Genomic DNA, 17,168 nt, shown 5'->3' with positions numbered 1-17,168 from the left:
ACGGACAGCGCCGAAACATTTCGAGCGGGGCCCGGCGTGTGGTGCCACAAGCTAGAAATGTTAGCGCTCACAGTCAAGGTGTTCGGCGGATTCTCTCTCAAGAAAAGCGACTTCACTGGTTTCGAAATATTTCGAATCTGGCTCAGAAACATTCTCGGTGCGAGGTATTGACGATCCACTGTCAAACCCTCAATCATCCGTTCCTGGGCGGGCCACTCGGCCCGCCGCGCTTCGGTCCTTCCGCGATCCCCCTACCGAGGAGGCACAGCCATGGGCTCCTACGCCCTTCCGAGATCCGCTCTCAGCCGGCCACTCCGCGCACTGCTCCCGGCGCTGCTCGTCGGCGTCCTGGGCGCGTCCGCCGCGCTGGTCGCACCGTCGGACGCGAACGCCGCCGAGAACACGCTCGGCGCCGCCGCCGCGCAGAGCGGGCGGTACTTCGGCACCGCCATCGCCTCGGGCAAGCTCGGCGACTCGGCGTACACCTCCATCGCCTCCCGCGAGTTCAACATGGTGACCGCCGAGAACGAGATGAAGATCGACGCGACCGAGCCCCAGCGGGGTCAGTTCAACTTCAGCTCGGGCGACCGCGTGTACAACTGGGCGGTACAGAACGGCAAGAAGGTGCGCGGCCACACCCTGGCCTGGCACTCCCAGCAGCCGGGCTGGATGCAGAGCCTCAGCGGCAGCACGCTGCGCCAGGCGATGATCGACCACATCAACGGGGTGATGGGCCACTACAAGGGCAAGATCGCCCAGTGGGACGTCGTGAACGAGGCGTTCGCCGACGGCAGTTCGGGCGCCCGCCGCGACTCCAACCTGCAGCGCAGCGGCAACGACTGGATCGAGGTCGCCTTCCGCACCGCGCGCGCCGCCGACCCGAGCGCGAAGCTCTGCTACAACGACTACAACGTCGAGAACTGGACCTGGGCCAAGACCCAGGCGATGTACAACATGGTCAAGGACTTCAAGCAGCGCGGCGTGCCGATCGACTGCGTCGGCTTCCAGTCGCACTTCAACAGCGGCAGCCCGTACAACAGCAACTTCCGCACCACGCTGCAGAACTTCGCCGCCCTCGGCGTGGACGTCGCCATCACCGAACTCGACATCCAGGGCGCCTCGGGTTCGACCTACGCCAGCGTCGTCAACGACTGCCTCGCCGTCTCGCGCTGCCTCGGCATCACCGTATGGGGTGTACGCGACAGCGACTCCTGGCGGTCCGGCGACACACCGCTGCTGTTCAACAACGACGGCAGCAAGAAGGCCGCCTACACCTCTGTTCTGAACGCGCTCAACGGCGGCTCCACCACGCCCCCCGACCCGGGCGGGAACGAGGGCGGGAGCGGGCAGCTGAAGGGCGTCGCCTCGGGCCGTTGCGTGGACGTGCCCAACTCCAGCACCTCGGACGGCGCCGCGGTCCAGCTGTACGACTGCCGCAACGCCACCAACCAGCAGTGGGCGTCCACCTCCGCCGGGGAACTGCGGGTCTACGGCAACAAGTGCCTGGACGCCGCCGGCAGCGGCAACGGCGCCAAGATCCAGATCTACAGCTGCTGGGGCGGTGACAACCAGAAGTGGCGGCTCAACTCCGACGGATCCATCGTCGGCGTGCAGTCCGGACTCTGCCTCGACGCCGTGGGAGCCGGCACCGCCAACGGCACCCAGCTCCAGCTCTACACCTGCTCGGGCGGCAGCAACCAGCGCTGGACCCTGTCGTCCTGACACGGTCCCGCCTCGGCCTCCTCGCCCAGCGGGGAATCCGCTGACAGCCCCGGGGGCCACCGCCGTGACGGCGGTGGCCCCCCGCGGCGTGGCCCACCGCCCCGCCCGCGGAGCAACCCCCGCACCCGGCACCTCGAAAGGGAACCGCTTCCGTGCACACGTACGACAACCCGGTGATCAGCGGCTTCCACCCCGATCCGAGCGTCTGCCGGGCCGGTGACGACTACTACCTGGTGTGCTCCAGCTTCGAGTACTTCCCGGGACTCCCCCTCTTCCACAGCAAGGACCTGGTGCACTGGGAGCAGATCGGCAACGTGCTCGACCGCCCCGGCCAGCTGCCCCTGCCCCTCCCCGGCGCCAAGGCCTCCGGCGGCCTGTACGCCCCCACCATCCGCCACCACGACGGCCGTTACTGGGTCATCAACACCAACATCGACGGCGGCGGCAACTTCGTCGTCTCCGCCGAGCGGCCCGAGGGACCGTGGAGCGACCCGGTGTGGATGGACCTGACCGGGATCGACCCGGACCTCGCGTGGGAGGAGGACGGTACCTGCTGGTGCGCCTTCTCCGGTCCCGCCGGGGGCATCAACATGGCCAGGGTCGACCCGGTCACGGGCGAGGTGCTGGAGGGGCCCTTCCCCACCTGGTCGGGCAGCGGTCTCACGTTCCCCGAGGCACCCCACCTCTACCGCATCGGCGACTGGTGGTACCTGCTGATCGCGGAAGGCGGCACGGAACGCGGCCACAGCGTGTCCATCGCCCGCAGCCGCTCGCCGCGCGGCCCCTGGGAGGGCGCACCCGCCAACCCGTTGCTGTCCCACAGCGGGACCGCGCGCCCCATCCAGAACACCGGCCACGGGGACCTGGTGGAGGCCCCCGACGGCAGCTGGTGGATGGTGCTGCTCGGCGTCCGCCCACGCGGCTTCACCCCCGATGTCCACGTGCTCGGCCGCGAGACGTACCTGACGCCCGTGGAGTGGGACGACGAGGGCTGGCCCGTGGTCGCCCCCGTCCCCGAGAGCCACGCGGCCCCGGCCGGCGCCTGGCACCCCGTCCCCGTCCCGCCCGCCCGCGACGACTTCGAGGAACCCGCTCTCGCACCCCACTGGATCTCGCCGTTCGCCCGCCCCCGGACATCCTGGTCGCTCACCGAGCGCCCCGGCCTGCTCGTCCTCAGGGCCACCGGTCCCACCCTCGACCGCCCGGGGTACACCTTCGTCGGCCGTCGCCAGCAGCACCACGACTGCCGCGTCACCGCACTGACCGACCCGGGCACGGGCCGCGGCGGTCTCTGCGTGCGCCTGGACGAGGCCCACCACTACGAGATGGAGGCCGGGGATGGCGAGGTCTCCGTCATCGCCCGCATCGGACCCCTGCGCCAGACCGTGGCCCGCAGGCCGGCCGCCGCCGGGCCGTTGCGCCTCACCGTGACGATCCGCACCCACGACCTCGTGCCCGCGTCGCCCCACCTCACGGACGGCGGCACCACGGGCCCCGACACCATCGCCTTCTGGCTCGGCGATCCGGAGGCGCCGGACGCCCGGCCGCTCGCCGAACTGGACGGGCGCTACCTGTCCACCGAGGTCGCCTGCGGGTTCACCGGCCGGGTGATCGGCATGTACGCCACCCGGGGCTCGGTGGCGTTCGACTGGTTCGAGTACGTCCCGGCGGCCCCGCAGCCGTCCGTATGAGGCCGCGTGCGGACGCCGCACCTGGGACGTGTCCGTACACGGAACGCCCGCCCTGAGCACCGTTCGGCCCGCGAAAGGCCCTCCGGCCGGTTGGGCTAACCTTTTCCCATGCCGCCTCGACCAGCCGGATCGCGTCCCACCTTGTCCTTGGTGGCCAAGACCGCGGGTACGAGCGTTCCCACCGTGTCCAAGGTGCTGCGAGGCGGAACGGACGTCTCGGCGGAGACCCGCGCGAAGGTCATGGAAGCCGTGCGTGCCGTCGGCTACACCCGCCGGGCCGGGGCCAAGAGCGAGAAGGGGCGGGACGACAGCGGCGGACTGTCCCACGTGCTCGACCTGGTGGTCACCCACTTCGAGGGATCGTGGGCGAACCTGCTGATCGCGGGCGCCGGACGTGAAGCGGCGGCGGCGGGGCTCGACGTCGTCCTGACCCTCGCGCAGCCGCAGGGCGACTGGGTGTCACGGCTGCTGCGGAGGCGCACCCTCGGTGTGATAGGCACGCTGGTCGATCCCGCCTCACCGCAGTTCGGCGCACTGTTCGCCGCGGGCGTTCCCGTCGTACTGATCGACCCCATGAGCACACCCCCCTCCGGTGTGGCCAGCGTCGGAGTGGCCAACTGGGAAGGCGGCCGCATGGCCGGCGAGCACCTGCTGTCGCTCGGGCACGAGCGGATGGGAGTGGTCGCGGGACACGCCCGCCACCTCTTCAGCAGGGCGCGCGTCGACGGTTTCCGCGCGGCGGCCGACACCACGACCGCCGGCACCGCCACGGTTTCGGTGGCCCACGGTGCGTGGAACCGGGCGAAGGCGGCGACCGCCACCCACGCCCTGCTCGACGGCGATCCGGGGATCACCGGAATCTTCGCCTGCGCCGACTCCATGGCACTGGGCGTTTACGACGCAGTGGTGGCCCGCGGCCTGCGGATCCCCGAGGACATCAGTGTCATCGGCTTCGACGACCTGCCCGAGGCGCAGTACATCACCCCCGGCCTGACGACGGTCAGACAGCCGAGCACCGAACTGGGCGCCGCCGCCGTGAAGCTGCTCATCGAGCTCTCCCGGGGTGAGGACGGGGGAGCCCGGTCACCGGCACGCATGGAACTGGCCACGGAACTGGTCGTCCGGGCCTCCACCGGTCCGGTCCGGGAGGCCGCGCCGTCACCCCGCTGACCGGGGCCGGCGGGCGGCGGCGGCCCACGCCCGCGTCAGGACGGAACGGGCGTCACGACCTGGAGGACGAGGCGGCTCGGACGGGCGGCGCCATGACGGATCGTGTACACCGCGACGACGGGCTGCGCCGCCTGCCCACCCGGGTCGAAGACATTGCTTCCGACGTCCCAGCGCGGTGACGAACTCGGTGCGACGTCGACGCGCACCCGGTGGCCCGGCAGGAACGTGTGCGCCGTCGACCAGAGATCGATCACGAACTCGTGATCCCGGCCCGGCTCCAACGGCCTTCTCCCGCCCACGCCCGTGACCGGGTCCACGAACCGCGCCGACCCGCGCTGCACACCGTCGGTGACGACACGGCTGACGCCGTCCGGGCCCTCGTCGCACAGCCGTACGATCACGTCCGCGTCGTTCCCCGTGGTCGTGAGGTGGACGACGGCACGGACCGCGCCCATCACGGTGAGTTCCCCGGTGAGCGGCGCGGTGCGCCAGGAGACCACGTCCCGGCGCGCCTCGACCGCCGCCTGATCGGCGGGCCCTGCCCCGAACGGCCCGAAGAGGAGGACCGCTCCACCGCACGGGGGCACCGGGCACGCCGGATCGCTCGTCAGCCGCCGTTCACCGGCCCCGGCGGCCTCCGTCGTCAGCGCGCCTCCCGCGTTCAGGTACAGCTCCAGCGTCCGCGTGCCGGGCGGCGGGAACTCCGCCAGCTCGATCCACCGGTTCGTGCCCATGAGGAACACCCGCACCGGCGACACGTCCGCCGGTGCAGCGCGCAGAGTGACGTCGAACCACCGCAGATGCTGCGTGGTGAGGTCGCCGTGGCCGCCCAGTTCGTCGGCGGACGCCCCCGGTCCGAAGTCCACCCCGGCCGCCCGGCCGGAGAAGTCGTCGTGTGTCCAGGGGCCGATCAGGAGGCGGGGCACCGGCCCACCGGTGTCCTTCGCACGGCGCAGCAGCCGCCGGTGGAGTTCCAGGGTCGAGCCGAGGAAGACGTCGAACCAGCCGCCGGTCAGGAAGACCGGCACGTCGACCGCGTCGATCCGGTCGACGACCTTCCCCTCGCGATGACGTTCCGACCCGAGCGGCTCCCGCAGCAGTTCCAGCCCCCACGCGACGATCGCCTCCGTGTCCTGCCCGGCGCGCGGGGCACCGGCCCGGAACGCGGACCCGTCCGTGATCGCCCGCTCGGTGGCCTCCCACCGTGCCCGCTCGGCATCCCGCTCGTGTGCGGAACCGATGCGCGCGATCAGGTCCGGGGCGATCGCGTAGTGCGTCCACGCCAGCGTGCTGCCGATCTCCGGCACCCCGCCGCGGAAGCGGAATCCGTCGAGTGCCGACATCGCCGGCGTCATGGCCGGGGCGAGCGCCCGCAGTGCCGGTGCGTCTCCGAGCAGGGCGGCGAACTGGGTGTCCGAGGCGTAGGAGGCGCCCCACATCCCGACGGTGCCGTCGCATTCGGGCAGCCCCGCGAGCCACGCCACGGCGTCCGCGCCGTCGTCCACCTCCTGCGCACAGGGGACGAACACCCCTTCGGAGCCGAAGCGGCCCCGGACGTCCTGGAGCGCGACGAGGTAGCCGGCGGCGACGAGCCGCCCGACGTCGAGCATGCCCTCGCGCTCCTCGCGGGCGGCGTCGTAGGGGTGGCGGGTCAGCAGTGCCGGCCAGGGCCCGGGTCCGTGCGGAATGAGCAGAAGGGTGCGCAGGCGCGTCCCGTCGCGCAACGCGCACGTCGTTTCGCGGCGTTCGGCGACCGGGTCGGTGCCCCGGAAGCCGGTCTGCCCTTGAGCCGCGCTCGTGCCGTCGCTCACCGCAGGGCGACCGCCGTCCAGGAGGTGGGCGGCAGCTCGATGGTGAGCAGGCCGTCGGCGAGGGCCGCGCCGGTATTCGTGACCGGGGACACCCGGTCCCGGTGGGCGAGCGTGTTCCTGGCGTACACGTCGGAGTCGGCGAGGGTCACCGCTTCCGCGATGCGCGAGCAGCCGAGGCTGCGCACGTCCACCGTCACCTGGGCCGCTTCGGCGATGTCGCGGTTGACGAGGAAGACCGCGGCCCGGTCGTCGTCGGCTGTCGCGACGGCGTCGATGACGGAGGCCTCACCGTAGCGAGCCGTTTGGTACACCGGCGCGTCGATCAGGGGGCGGAGCACCTCGCCCCTGGCCAGCCGGCTCGTGATCGAGAACGGATAGAAGGTCGTCTGGCGCCAGGCCGGGCCGCCGGGCTCCGTCATGATCGGTGCGATCACGTTGACGAGCTGGGCCAGGGACGCCGAGGTGACACGGTCGCTGCGGCGCAGCAGCGTCATCAGCAGGTTGCCGACGACCACGGCGTCCGCGACGGTGTAGGTGTCCTCCAGGAGACGCGGCGCGTGCCGCCACTCGGCGTGGTTCTTGTCGGATTCCTGGTGCTCCTTGAGGTACCAGACGTTCCACTCGTCGAAGGAGACGCCGATCTTCTTGGACGAGCGCTTCTTGTGCCCCACGTGGTCGGCGGTCGCGACGACGGTGTCGATGAAGTAGTCCATGTCGGTCGCCGAGGCGAGGAACGAGCCGAGGTCGCCGTCGTGTTCCTGGTAGTACGCGTGGCAGGAGACGTAGTCGACGTGGTCGTAGCTGTGCTCCAGTACGGTGCGTTCCCAGTCGCCGAAGGTCGGCATGGCCGATCCGGAGGAGCCGCAGACGACGAGTTCGAGGTTCTTGTCGGCCCGCTTCATGGCGGCGGCGGTGCGGGCGGCCAGCTTGCCGTAGTCGTCCGCCGTCATGAACCCGGTCTGCCAGGGCCCGTCCATCTCGTTGCCGAGGCACCACATGCGCACGTCGTGCGGTTGCGGAGTGCCATGGGCGACGCGCAGGTCCGACAACGTCGTGCCGGACGGGTGGTTGGCGTACTCGAGCAGGTCGAGTGCGGGCAGGATGCCCCGGGTGGCGACGTTGACGGCCAGCATCAACTCGGAGCCGGTGAGCCTGAGCCATCGGGCGAACTCGTCCAGACCCACCTGGTTGGATTCGAGTGAACGCCAGGCGAGGTCGCGGCGCACCGGCCGCTTCTCGCGCGGGCCGACCGAGTCCTCCCAGCGGAACCCGGAGACGAAATTGCCGCCCGGGTAGCGGATGGTCGTGCTGCCGAGTTCCCGTACGAGATCGACGACGTCCATGCGGAACCCGTCCGCGTTCGCGCTCGGGTGACCCGGCTCGTAGAGGCCGGTGTACACGCACCGGCCCAGGTGCTCGACGAATGAGCCGAAGGTGCGGCGCTGGACAGGGGCGATGACGGCCTGCCTGTCGAGTTCAATGTGGGCGCGGGGCAATGCTGCGGTCCTTTCGCGGTGGTGGCGCGTGCCGGGCGGCCGGCATCGAGCAGCGGCCCGCCCCCGCCGGAACGTGCGGCAGGGGCAGGAGCAGGGGGGTGGGCGTCCGGCGGGGGCGGATGCCTGCGTCAGCCCTTCACGGCGCCGGTGAGGCCACCGACGATGCGCCTCTCGAAGACCGAGAAGAAGATCAGTGCGGGCAGCATGGCGAGGGAGGTGAAGGCGAGGACCTTCGCGGTGTCCGTGGAGTACTGGGAGGTGAAGACCTGGACACCGAGCGGCAGGGTGTAGTTCGCCTGCGTGTTGAGGATGTACAAGGGCAGGATGTAGTTGTTCCAGCTGCCGACGAATCCGAGGATGCCGACGGTCACCACACCGGGCAGTGACAGCGGAAGCACCATGCGGAAGAAGAATCCGAGCCGGCCCAGCCCGTCGATCGCGGCGGCCTCCTCGATCTCGTTCGGGATGGCCCTGAGGAACGGCACGAGAATGATGACGGTGGTCGGCAGGCCGAAGGCGATCTGCGGGATGATCACGCCGAGCAGGCTGTCGACGAGGCCGAGGTCCTTGATGACGAGGTACAGCGGAGTGATCGCGATGACCATGGGGAACATCAGGCCGGCGGCGAACAGGGAGTACATCGCCCCCTTGAGCTTGAAGTCGTAGCGCGCGATGACGAAGCTCACCATCATCCCCGCGGCGACGATGCCGACGGTGCTGGCGATCGCGACGATGAGGGAGTTGGCGAACTCCCCCCAGAAGACGTTCGACGTGAGGATGCCGGTGTAGTTGCCGATCACCCAGGGGTGCGGCAGGCCGGCCGGATCCGTGGTGATCTGCGAGTTGGAGCGGAATCCGCCGAGCACGATGTAGAGGACGGGTGCGACGCAGACACCGACGAAGAGCAGCGCGACGAAGTAGGTGACGGGGCTGCCCCACTTCTGCGGGGCGCCGCGGCGGCCGGTGGGCGGCCTCGGCTCCGGCGCGGGAGACGTCCGGGAAGCGGTGGTCGTCGCGCTCATCACACGGTCCCTTCGGTGACGGCGCCCCGGAGGTCGCGGCGCAGGACGAAGCGCTGGTAGATCAGGGCGACGACGAGCGAGATGACGAACATGACCACCGCGACGGCGCTGCCGTAGCCGTAGTTGCCCGCGTTGCGGCCCTGGGCGAGCATGTAGATCGCCATCGTCGAGGTGCCGGTCGTGCCCGCCACGTACGGGCCCCAGATGATGTAGACCAGGTCGAACAACTGCAGTGAGCCGATGATCGACAGGAAGGCCCAGATGCGGATCGTCGGCCCCAGCAGCGGCAGCGTGATGCGGCGTTGGATCTGCCAGTAGGTGGCACCGTCGATCTGCGCGGCCTCGAAGATCTCCTCGGGGATCGACTGGAGACCGGCGAGCATGAGGATCACCGCGAAGCCGATGTACTTCCACGTGATGATGGCGATCAGGGTCCAGATGGCCAGGTCCGGGTCGGCGATCCAGTCGGCCGCCAGGGAGCCCAGGCCGATCCGTTCCAGCAGACCGTTGGCGGCTCCGTTGCTCTGCAGGATCAGGCCCCAGCCGATGCCGACGATGATCTCGGACACGATGTAGGGCACGAAGATCAGGACGCGGATGGCCGAGCGGCCGCGGATCCTCTGGTTGAGCAGCAGTGCGAGGCCGATGGCTATCGGGCCCTGGACGACGAGTGACAGCACGAGAAGCAGACCGTTGTGCCACAGGACGTCGTGGAAGGCGGGGTCGGTGAGGATCAGCTCGTAGTTGCCCAGCCCGACCCAGTCGGTGGGGTCTCCGTAGCCCTTCCACCGGTAGAACCCGTAGTACGCGGCGAGCACGATCGGGAAGATCACGAACGCCAGGAACATGATGATCGCCGGCGCGGACAGGACCGTGATCTCCAGTCGCATCCTGGCACGGCCTCGGCGGTGGGCGGCCGCTCGTGGCGGGGCCGGGGCAGCGGATTTCGCCACGCCCCTGGCCCCTCGCGTGCCCTGCGACTGGCGGCCGTGGGCCGGGTCAGCGCCCAGGGTGTCGCTCATGTGTGCTTACTCAGCCCTTCTCGGCGGCGGCTTTGACGTCCTTCACGATGTCGTCGGCGGTGCCCTTGCCGGCCATCAGGTTCACGACGGCGATGTTCATGGCGTTGCCGACGTTCTGGCCGTACACGGTGTCGAGGAACTGCATGGAGTACGCCGCCTTGTTGAACGCCTGCAGGGCCGAGATGTTGTAGGTCTCGGTGACGACCCCCTGGGCGGCCTTGTTCACCGGAATGGTGTCGAACGCCTTCCCGTACGCTTCCTGCTGCTCCTTGGTCACGACGAACCGGAGGAAGTCCGACGCCGCCTTCGGCGCGTTCTTGGCGAGGGAGTAGCCGCCGGCGCCGCCCATGATCGCGGTCGGGTCGCCCTTGCCGCCGGGCACGGAGGGGAAGGGGAACCAGCCAAGGTCGGGGAGCTGCTTCTTGTCCGGCGTCAGGTCGGCTATGACCCCGGGGTCCCAGTTGCCCATGAGCTCCATGGCCGCCTTGCGGTTGGCGAGCATGCCGGCGGAGGATCCGGCCCCCTGCTGCGACGTCGCCGTCAGGAAGCCCTTCTGGAAGGGTTCGTGCCCCAGCAGACCGGCCAGGTCGTCGCCGGCCTTCTTCCAGCACGGGTCGTCGAACGTGAGCGACTTGGCGGCTTCCTGCATCGTCTCCTGACTGCACTCGCGCAGGACGAGGTTGTAGTACCAATGCGCGGCAGGCCAGGCGTCCTTGGCGCCGACGGCGATCGGCGCGACCTTGATCGTCTTCAGCTCGGCGACGGCGTCCGCGAGTTCGTCCATCGTCGTGGGCGGCGCGGTGATGCCCGCCTTCTTGAACAGGTCCTTGCTGTAGTAGATGCCTTCCGGCTGCGTGTCGAGCGGCATCGCGTAGACCTTGCCGTCGATCGATACGCCTTGCAGGGCCGCCTCGCCCACGTTCGCCCGGTCGGCGTCCGTCAGGTCCAGCGCCCGGATCTGCCCGGCGTCGACCATGGCCCGCATCTTGCCGCCGCCGCGCTGGAGGAAGATGCTCGGCGCGGAGTTCGAGTTGAGCGCGTTCTGCAGCTTGCCGTCGAGGTCCTCGTTCTGGACCGACTGGATCTTGACCGTGACGTCCTTGTGCAGGGCCTGGTACGCCTTCGCGGCGTCCTTCCAGTACGCGGCCCCGCGCCCCTCCATGGCGTTCGTCCAGACGGTCACCGTGGCATGCCCGCCGGACGTGCCGCTGCCGTCGTCGCCGCCGCCCGCGCAGCCGGCAGCGGCGAGTGCGACGCACAGGCCGATCGCGGCACCGGTCGTGCTGCGGATTCTCCTCGTCATCGTGGGAACTCCTGATCTCTTGCCGGTGGTCCAACTGCCGGGTTTTTTGCGCAAATTAATGAGCGACCCGTGAGGTAGGTGCAAGGTCTACCGCTTGAAATGGGGGCTGAGCAACCATGAGTTTTCGCAAGTTGCGGGATCGTTATCGATTGTTTCGATCGGCACCGGAACGGCCACGAGAAGGGCGCCGCGGACCGCCGGGCGGTCCGCCCGACGTCTTGACACCGCTTTCCCGATCTCCCTACGGTGCGCAGCACATTGAGCGAGCGTCGGCCTTCCGCCCGCCCGTCCGGGCGCGCCCCGCGCCGCACCGCAGCAGAGGAACCCCACCATGCGGATCGTCGTCCCCCGACAGCCGACAGCCCGACTCTCCGATGCCTGGCGTCACTGCGTCGGCACCGGCCGCCTCGATCTCGCGCTCCGGCGCGACTACCAGGAATCGCTTGCCCTCGTTCAGCGCGACATCGGCTTCCGGTACATCCGCGGGCACGGCCTCCTCAGCGACGGGATGGGCATCCACCACCCCTACCGCCACGCCGGCGAGCGCCGCGTACGTCACGCCTTCACGTACCTCGACCAAGTGGTGGACGCCTATCTGGAGATGGGCATCGCACCCTTCCTCGAACTCGGATTCATGCCCTCAGGGCTGGCCTCCGGCGACGACACCGTGTTCTGGTGGAAGGGCAACATCACTCCTCCGCGTGACGAGAGGGAGTGGGCGGACCTCGTCCGCGCCGTCATGGGCCACCTGATCGAGCGCTACGGTGCCGACCAGGTGCGCGGGTGGCCGATCGAGGTGTGGAACGAGCCGAACCTGGCGCCGTTCTGGGCTTCCGACCAGGACGGCTATCACCGCCTGTACGAGGTGACCTCGCTGGCCGTCAAGGAGGTCGACGCCGAGCTCCAGGTCGGCGGGCCCTCGTTGGCGCCGGGATACCAGGACGACTGGATCCAGCGCTTCGCGGAGTTCGTGGACGCGCGCGAGCTGCCCATCGATTTCGTCAGCCGCCACGCCTACGCGTCCGGCCCCGTCCAGTCCGTACCCTTCGGCGCCCACCAGACGCTCATGCCGGCGTCGGCGCTGCTGGAGCAGTTCGGCGCTCCGCGGCGGCAGTTGGCGGGCACCGGGCTCGCGGAGCTTCCGTTGCACATCACGGAGTTCAACTCCTCGTACCGGCCGGACAATCCGATTCACGACACCGCTTTCCACGCGGCGTACCTGGCCCCGGTCCTGGTGAACGGAGGTGACCTCGCGGACTCGTTCTCGTACTGGACCTTCAGTGACGTCTTCGAGGAGGTGGGCATACCCACGGCACCGTTCCACGGCGGATTCGGTCTCCTGACGCACCGGCAGATCAAGAAACCCACCTACCACTTGTACGCGTTCATGGCGGAGATGGGTGAGCAGATCCTCGCCCGGGGCGAGGACCACCTCGTGACACGGCACGACGACGGCCGCGTCACGGTGCTGGCCTGGGCACCGGCCGACCCGGCAGGCGGCACCCCCGTGAACGGGCACTCCATCCGGCTTTCCCTGCCCGTCGGCCCTCCGGACGCGCGGAACTCCGCCTATCTCCGTCGCCGCTCCGTGAGCGAGGAGGCGGGCAACCCCTGGGCGGCCTGGTGCGAGATGGGGCGGCCGCTCGCGCCCGGCCACCGCCGGCTCGACGCCCTGCGCGAGGCGGCCGAACCGGCCCGCACACACGGGAACGTGCCCGTGGTGGACGGGCGGGCCGACGTGCACCTCGTCCTGGGCCGGCACGAGGTGACGCTCGTGGAGCTCACCCCGGTCGCCGACGAGACGCCCGACTGGTGGAGCGACGACCGCCTGTTCGGTCTCGGTGATGAGGGCACCGCTGCGTACGAGGGCTGAGCACTCCACCGCACTGGAGAGGAGCACGCCCGTGCCGAAGGCGACCGCCTCCACGCGGCCGGGCTGACCGACGCCCTCGCGATCGGGCCGGTCGCGGGGTGCTTCGGCGCGACCGGAGGGCCGGCCCACCCGCACACCGGCACGCGGCAAGCCCGGTCCGCGGTGCCGGCTCGACGCCTCGCTCGCCGGGCCGGGGCAGCAGGCGGTTCCGGGTGCCGCCGCTCCGCCTTTGTCAGGAGCTCCTACACGAAGGCGGGCAGTGGGCCGGAAGGGTCTTCGAGCCACGCTCGGGCGCGCTCGCGCAGGACGTCGGGGAGCCTGTCCCCGAGGTCGGCGACGGTGACGCCTCGCAGGGAGTCGCGCCAGGCACGGTCGGCGTCGTACATGACCTGTGCGACACCGCACGGCCTCTCGCACCGTTCGGCGGGCAGGGCGCAGGCGCCGCGCTGCCGGATCTCCGTACAGACGAATGGAGGGCTCGAGCCCTCGATCGCCTCCACGATGTCGAGCACGGTGATGCCGTCCGGGGTCCGTGCGAGCCGGAACCCCCCGCGCGGCCCCGAGGTGGCAGCCAGGACGCCGCCGCGCACAAGGGACTTGAGGTGCTTGGCCAGGTAGGCGTCCGGCAGGCCGTAGTACCCGGCCAGCGTCGTACGGGGCACGGCGGCACCGTCCTCTGCGTGTGCGAGCAGAAGGCAGCAGTGCGCCGCCCACTCGACACCTTGCGACAGCTTCATACCGGCCATCCTAGTTGATGGATATTGAGTATCGATGATATCGATGTCCTGTGACGAACGTGAACGCTCAGTGTGAGACGCCTCGGCCCGCAGATCGTCCCGCTCCACGTGACTGGCGCATGCTCGCGGCGGCACTGACCGCCACCTTCATGGCGAGCTTCGACCTCTTCATCGTCAATGTCGCCACCGAGACTCTGCGCGCGGACCTGGGGGCGAGCGACGCCGAGCTCGGGCTCGTCGTGTCCGGCTACGCGTTCACCTACGCGGCAGGACTGGTGACCGGCGGTCGGCTCGGTGACCGGTACGGCTACCGGCGGATCTTCGTGTGGGGCATGGCGTCCTTCACGGTCGCCTCCCTGGTGTGCGGCCTCGCGCCGTCTCCGGCCCTGCTGGTCGTGGGCCGCCTCGCGCAGGGCCTCGCGGCCGCCGCGATGGTGCCCCAGGTGCTGTCCCTGGTCACGGCGCGCTTCCCCGCCGCCCATCGGGGCCGGGCGACGGCCTGGCACGGCGCGGTCGGCGGGATGGGTGCGATCGCCGGACAGCTGATCGGCGGCGTCCTGCTGGAGGCGGACGTCCTGGGACTCGGCTGGCGCATGGTGTTTCTGGTGAACGTTCCTGCGGGCGCGGCCGCCTGCCTGCTCGCGGGCAGGCTGTTGCCGAGAACGGTGGGCGCGCAGCGCCGGTTCGACCCGGTCGGCGCCATCGGGGTCACCCTGACACTTGCCCTGGTCCTCGCACCGCTGTCCCTGGGCCGGGAGGAGGGATGGCCCGTGTGGACATGGGTCTGCCTGGCCGCGTCCGCACCTGCTGTCTGGCTGACCCTGCGCTGGCAGAGGACGCTTCGGGCGCGGGGCGGCGAACCGGTGCTGGACCCATCCCTATTCCGTAACCGCCCGTACGTGACGCTGGTCGGCGCCGTCGGCCTCTTCCAGCTGTACTTCGGCGCGTACATGTTCACCTTGGCGCTGCTTCTGCAGGCAGGACTTGACGCGAGTCCCCTCGCGGCGGCCCTCGCCTTCCTTCCGCAGGCGGTGCTCTACAGCATCGGCTCGCTGCTCAGCGGGCGGCTGGCAGCCCGCCACGGCGCGGCGGTGCCGGGAGCCGGAGGCCTACTGATCATTCTGGGTCTGGGGCTCCTCGCCGCGCAGTTGGCCGTGACGGGTGACCGCATGGAAGCCGTGGAGCTGATCCCCTCCCTCGTCCTCGTCGGCCTCGGCAACGGGCTGCTGCTGCCCGCGCTGATGGGCACGGCCCTGTCACGCGTAGGCCCGCGGGAAGCGGGCGCCGCGTCGGGTGCCCTCAACACCGTTCAGCAATCGGCCGGTTCCGTCGGGGTGGCGTTGTTCGGCACGTTCTTCTTCTCCGTGGCGGGGCCCGGGCTGCGTGAGGCGCACACGGCGATGGCCACGGTCACGCTCGCCTTCATCGCTCTGACCGCGGCGTCGGTGGGCCTCCCGCGTACCAGTCGGGCGGGCAGTGAGGCGCCCCCCTCGCACTGAAGGTACCCGGCCGCATACAGCGATCCGGCTTGGTCCGACGTGTGCCGGTGTACACTCACGTACGCCCTTGACCTGCACAAAGCAGGCAGGGAGCCTACGCCCAGGAGTGCCTTGATGATGCGAACGATGTTCAAATCCAAGATCCACCGCGCCACCGTGACCCAGGCCGACCTGCACTACGTGGGTTCCGTCACCGTCGACGCCGAGCTGATGGAGGCCGCGGATCTGCTGCCCGGTGAGCTCGTGCACATCGTGGACATCGACAACGGGGCCCGGCTGGAGACGTACGTCATCGAGGGCGAGCGCGGTTCCGGGGTGATCGGGATCAACGGGGCCGCCGCGCACCTGGTGCACCCGGGTGATCTGGTCATCCTCATCAGCTACGCCCAGGTCGAGGATGCCGAGGCGCGTGCCCTCGTCCCGCGTATCGTGCACGTCGACGCGGACAACCGCATCGTCGCACTCGGTGCCGACGCCTCCGCGCCCGTGCCGGGCAGTGACACCGAGCGCAGCCCGCACGCGGTGCCCGCGGCGCGCTGAGGCGGCTCGTCGAACGAGGGGCACATGGCCATGGCAGAGCAGACGGGGCCCGAGATCCGTGACGACCGGGCGGCCGGCAAGCTGACCGCGTACGAGGACGGCGACGCCGTCGGCGTCATCGCGTACTTCGTGCTGGACGGTGAGCCCGCCGGGCTCGTCGCCGTCCACACGGTCGTCGGGTCCGGGCACGAGGGCAAGGGCATCGGCGGTGCCCTGGTGAGGGAGTTCTACGCCATGGCGGGGCGCGAGGGCGTGCCCGTCGTGCCGCTGTGCCCGTACGCCGCGAAGTGGGCCTCGCGCCATCCCGACGAGGCCCCCGAGGTGCCCGAAGGGCTGGTGGAGCGCGCGAAGACGCAGCTCGCCTCGCACCCCGAGCTGTACTGAACGCTGTACCGAGCCGGAAGGAGTGGCCGGGCATGACGCTCGCGCTGCTGCACACCTCGCCCGTCCACGTCCCGGTCTTCGACGCCCTGCGGGACGCCGACCACCCGGGAACGGTCCTGCGCCACGTCGTACGGGAAGAGCTGCTGACCACTGCGGTGGCGCTGGGGCCCGAGGCGGTGGCCGACGAGGTGGAGGCGGTGGTCGCGGGCCTGGTGGCCGAAGGGGCGGACGCCGTGCTCTGCACCTGCTCGACCATCGGGGCCGTCGCGGAGGCCGCGGGGATCGCGGTCGGTGCCCCCGTCCTGCGCGTCGACCGGCCCATGGCGGCGGCGGCCGTACGGGCGGGCCGGGTCACCGTCCTCGCCGCCCTCGCGTCCACCCTGGAGCCGACCCGCGCGCTGCTCACCGAAGAGGCGGCCCGCGCCGGGCTGCCGGGGGCGGACGTGCGCACCGTGCTGGTGGACGGGGCCTGGGACCGCTTCACGGCGGGGGACGACGACGGCTTCCTCGACCTCGTGGCGGCCTCGGCCGACGCCGTGCGCGACGCGGATGTCATCGTGCTCGCCCAGGGTTCCATGGCCGGTGCGGCCGAGCGTACGACCACCGGAATCCCGGTCCTGTCCAGCCCGCGCCCCGGCCTGGCCGCCGCGGTGGTCGCCGCGGGGCGGTGACCGGGCGGGGCCGCGCGTCGTCCGTACGCGGCACCGTTCCGTGTCCGCACGTGTGGGCTCGCCGGGCGCGGGCAGCCGCTCCGGGAGACGGTGGAAGAGGTCCACCCCCGATCGTTCGGAGGCCCGAGATGACTCATCCGTTCCCCGACCCCGTCCCCCCGGCGCCGACCCCGGGTCCGCTGCCGGAGCCGACTCCTCCGGCGCCGACCCCGCCGGCGCCCACACCT

At 70.5% G+C, this 17,168-nt stretch carries 14 protein-coding genes; 8 read left to right on the top strand and 6 right to left on the bottom strand.

Features of this window, described 5'->3' with window-relative positions:
• Nucleotides 1-270 precede the first annotated feature (270 nt).
• From G3I41_RS00070 to G3I41_RS00060, 3 genes are all read left to right on the top strand, one after another.
• The gene (locus G3I41_RS00070; RefSeq protein ID WP_164398221.1) at nt 271-1,722 is read left to right on the top strand and encodes an endo-1,4-beta-xylanase; all 1,452 of its coding nucleotides are present in this window, start codon (nt 271-273) and stop codon (nt 1,720-1,722) included.
• Between the two features lie 152 nt (nt 1,723-1,874).
• Entirely contained in the window at nt 1,875-3,413 is a 1,539-nt protein-coding gene (locus G3I41_RS00065) for a glycoside hydrolase family 43 protein (RefSeq protein WP_164398220.1), read from the top strand.
• 150 nt (nt 3,414-3,563) lie between these two features.
• The gene (locus G3I41_RS00060) at nt 3,564-4,583 is read left to right on the top strand and encodes a LacI family DNA-binding transcriptional regulator (protein WP_343242017.1); all 1,020 of its coding nucleotides are present in this window, start codon (nt 3,564-3,566) and stop codon (nt 4,581-4,583) included.
• A gap of 35 nt (nt 4,584-4,618) precedes the next feature.
• Here the strand turns inward: G3I41_RS00060 and G3I41_RS00055 are convergent, their stop codons facing one another.
• From G3I41_RS00055 to G3I41_RS00035, 5 genes are all read right to left on the bottom strand, one after another.
• A complete protein-coding gene (locus tag G3I41_RS00055; RefSeq protein WP_343242016.1) occupies nt 4,619-6,394 on the bottom strand; it encodes a CocE/NonD family hydrolase in 1,776 nt (591 codons plus the stop codon).
• Nucleotides 6,391-7,890 carry an alpha-N-arabinofuranosidase gene (locus G3I41_RS00050; protein WP_164398218.1) on the bottom strand — a complete coding sequence of 500 codons (1,500 nt, stop codon included), beginning with the start codon at nt 7,888-7,890 and terminating at the stop codon, nt 6,391-6,393. Before G3I41_RS00050 ends, G3I41_RS00055 begins: the two co-directional genes overlap by 4 nt.
• A gap of 128 nt (nt 7,891-8,018) precedes the next feature.
• Complete coding sequence (locus tag G3I41_RS00045) at nt 8,019-8,912, bottom strand: carbohydrate ABC transporter permease (RefSeq protein ID WP_164398217.1); 894 nt, start codon at nt 8,910-8,912, stop codon at nt 8,019-8,021.
• Complete coding sequence (locus G3I41_RS00040) at nt 8,912-9,934, bottom strand: sugar ABC transporter permease (protein WP_164398216.1); 1,023 nt, start codon at nt 9,932-9,934, stop codon at nt 8,912-8,914. Before G3I41_RS00040 ends, G3I41_RS00045 begins: the two co-directional genes overlap by 1 nt.
• A gap of 10 nt (nt 9,935-9,944) precedes the next feature.
• Nucleotides 9,945-11,237, bottom strand: a complete 1,293-nt coding sequence (locus G3I41_RS00035; RefSeq protein WP_164398215.1) for an extracellular solute-binding protein — start codon at nt 11,235-11,237, stop codon at nt 9,945-9,947.
• 331 nt (nt 11,238-11,568) lie between these two features.
• Here G3I41_RS00035 and G3I41_RS00030 point away from each other — a divergent pair, with 331 nt between their 5' ends.
• Entirely contained in the window at nt 11,569-13,110 is a 1,542-nt protein-coding gene (locus G3I41_RS00030; RefSeq protein ID WP_164398214.1) for a xylan 1,4-beta-xylosidase, read from the top strand.
• A 242-nt stretch (nt 13,111-13,352) separates the two neighbouring features.
• Here G3I41_RS00030 and G3I41_RS00025 read toward each other — a convergent pair whose 3' ends face one another.
• Entirely contained in the window at nt 13,353-13,847 is a 495-nt protein-coding gene (locus G3I41_RS00025; RefSeq protein WP_164398213.1) for an Rrf2 family transcriptional regulator, read from the bottom strand.
• A gap of 119 nt (nt 13,848-13,966) precedes the next feature.
• Here G3I41_RS00025 and G3I41_RS00020 point away from each other — a divergent pair, with 119 nt between their 5' ends.
• The 4 genes from G3I41_RS00020 (at nt 13,967) to G3I41_RS00005 (ending at nt 16,941) form a co-directional block, all read left to right on the top strand.
• On the top strand, nt 13,967-15,346 hold the full coding sequence (locus tag G3I41_RS00020) for an MFS transporter (protein WP_164398212.1): 1,380 nt from the start codon (nt 13,967-13,969) through the stop codon (nt 15,344-15,346).
• Between the two features lie 114 nt (nt 15,347-15,460).
• Complete coding sequence (gene panD, locus G3I41_RS00015) at nt 15,461-15,886, top strand: aspartate 1-decarboxylase (RefSeq protein WP_164398211.1); 426 nt, start codon at nt 15,461-15,463, stop codon at nt 15,884-15,886.
• Between the two features lie 30 nt (nt 15,887-15,916).
• Nucleotides 15,917-16,270 carry a GNAT family N-acetyltransferase gene (locus G3I41_RS00010; protein WP_164398210.1) on the top strand — a complete coding sequence of 118 codons (354 nt, stop codon included), beginning with the start codon at nt 15,917-15,919 and terminating at the stop codon, nt 16,268-16,270.
• 32 nt (nt 16,271-16,302) lie between these two features.
• Nucleotides 16,303-16,941, top strand: coding sequence for an aspartate/glutamate racemase family protein (locus tag G3I41_RS00005; RefSeq protein ID WP_164398209.1), 639 nt, complete (start codon nt 16,303-16,305; stop codon nt 16,939-16,941).
• Nucleotides 16,942-17,168: the final 227 nt, after the last annotated feature.

It is taken from the genome of Streptomyces sp. SID9727 (assembly GCF_010550605.1).
GTDB lineage: Bacteria > Actinomycetota > Actinomycetes > Streptomycetales > Streptomycetaceae > Streptomyces.
Note: the sequence above shows the minus strand (reverse complement) of the source record. Positions and strands in the feature narration are given on the sequence as shown.

What these genes read in the sequence shown, in the direction of transcription:
- G3I41_RS00010 (WP_164398210.1), top strand. Translation starts at nt 15,917, where the DNA reads ATGGCAGAGCAGACGGGGCCCGAGATCCGTGACGACCGGGCGGCCGGC.
- panD (WP_164398211.1), top strand. Translation starts at nt 15,461, where the DNA reads ATGATGCGAACGATGTTCAAATCCAAGATCCACCGCGCCACCGTGACC.
- G3I41_RS00070 (WP_164398221.1), top strand. Translation starts at nt 271, where the DNA reads ATGGGCTCCTACGCCCTTCCGAGATCCGCTCTCAGCCGGCCACTCCGC.
- G3I41_RS00040 (WP_164398216.1), bottom strand. Translation starts at nt 9,934, where the DNA reads ATGAGCGACACCCTGGGCGCTGACCCGGCCCACGGCCGCCAGTCGCAG.
- G3I41_RS00025 (WP_164398213.1), bottom strand. Translation starts at nt 13,847, where the DNA reads ATGAAGCTGTCGCAAGGTGTCGAGTGGGCGGCGCACTGCTGCCTTCTG.
- G3I41_RS00035 (WP_164398215.1), bottom strand. Translation starts at nt 11,237, where the DNA reads ATGACGAGGAGAATCCGCAGCACGACCGGTGCCGCGATCGGCCTGTGC.
- G3I41_RS00030 (WP_164398214.1), top strand. Translation starts at nt 11,569, where the DNA reads ATGCGGATCGTCGTCCCCCGACAGCCGACAGCCCGACTCTCCGATGCC.
- G3I41_RS00020 (WP_164398212.1), top strand. Translation starts at nt 13,967, where the DNA reads ATGCTCGCGGCGGCACTGACCGCCACCTTCATGGCGAGCTTCGACCTC.
- G3I41_RS00005 (WP_164398209.1), top strand. Translation starts at nt 16,303, where the DNA reads ATGACGCTCGCGCTGCTGCACACCTCGCCCGTCCACGTCCCGGTCTTC.
- G3I41_RS00045 (WP_164398217.1), bottom strand. Translation starts at nt 8,912, where the DNA reads ATGAGCGCGACGACCACCGCTTCCCGGACGTCTCCCGCGCCGGAGCCG.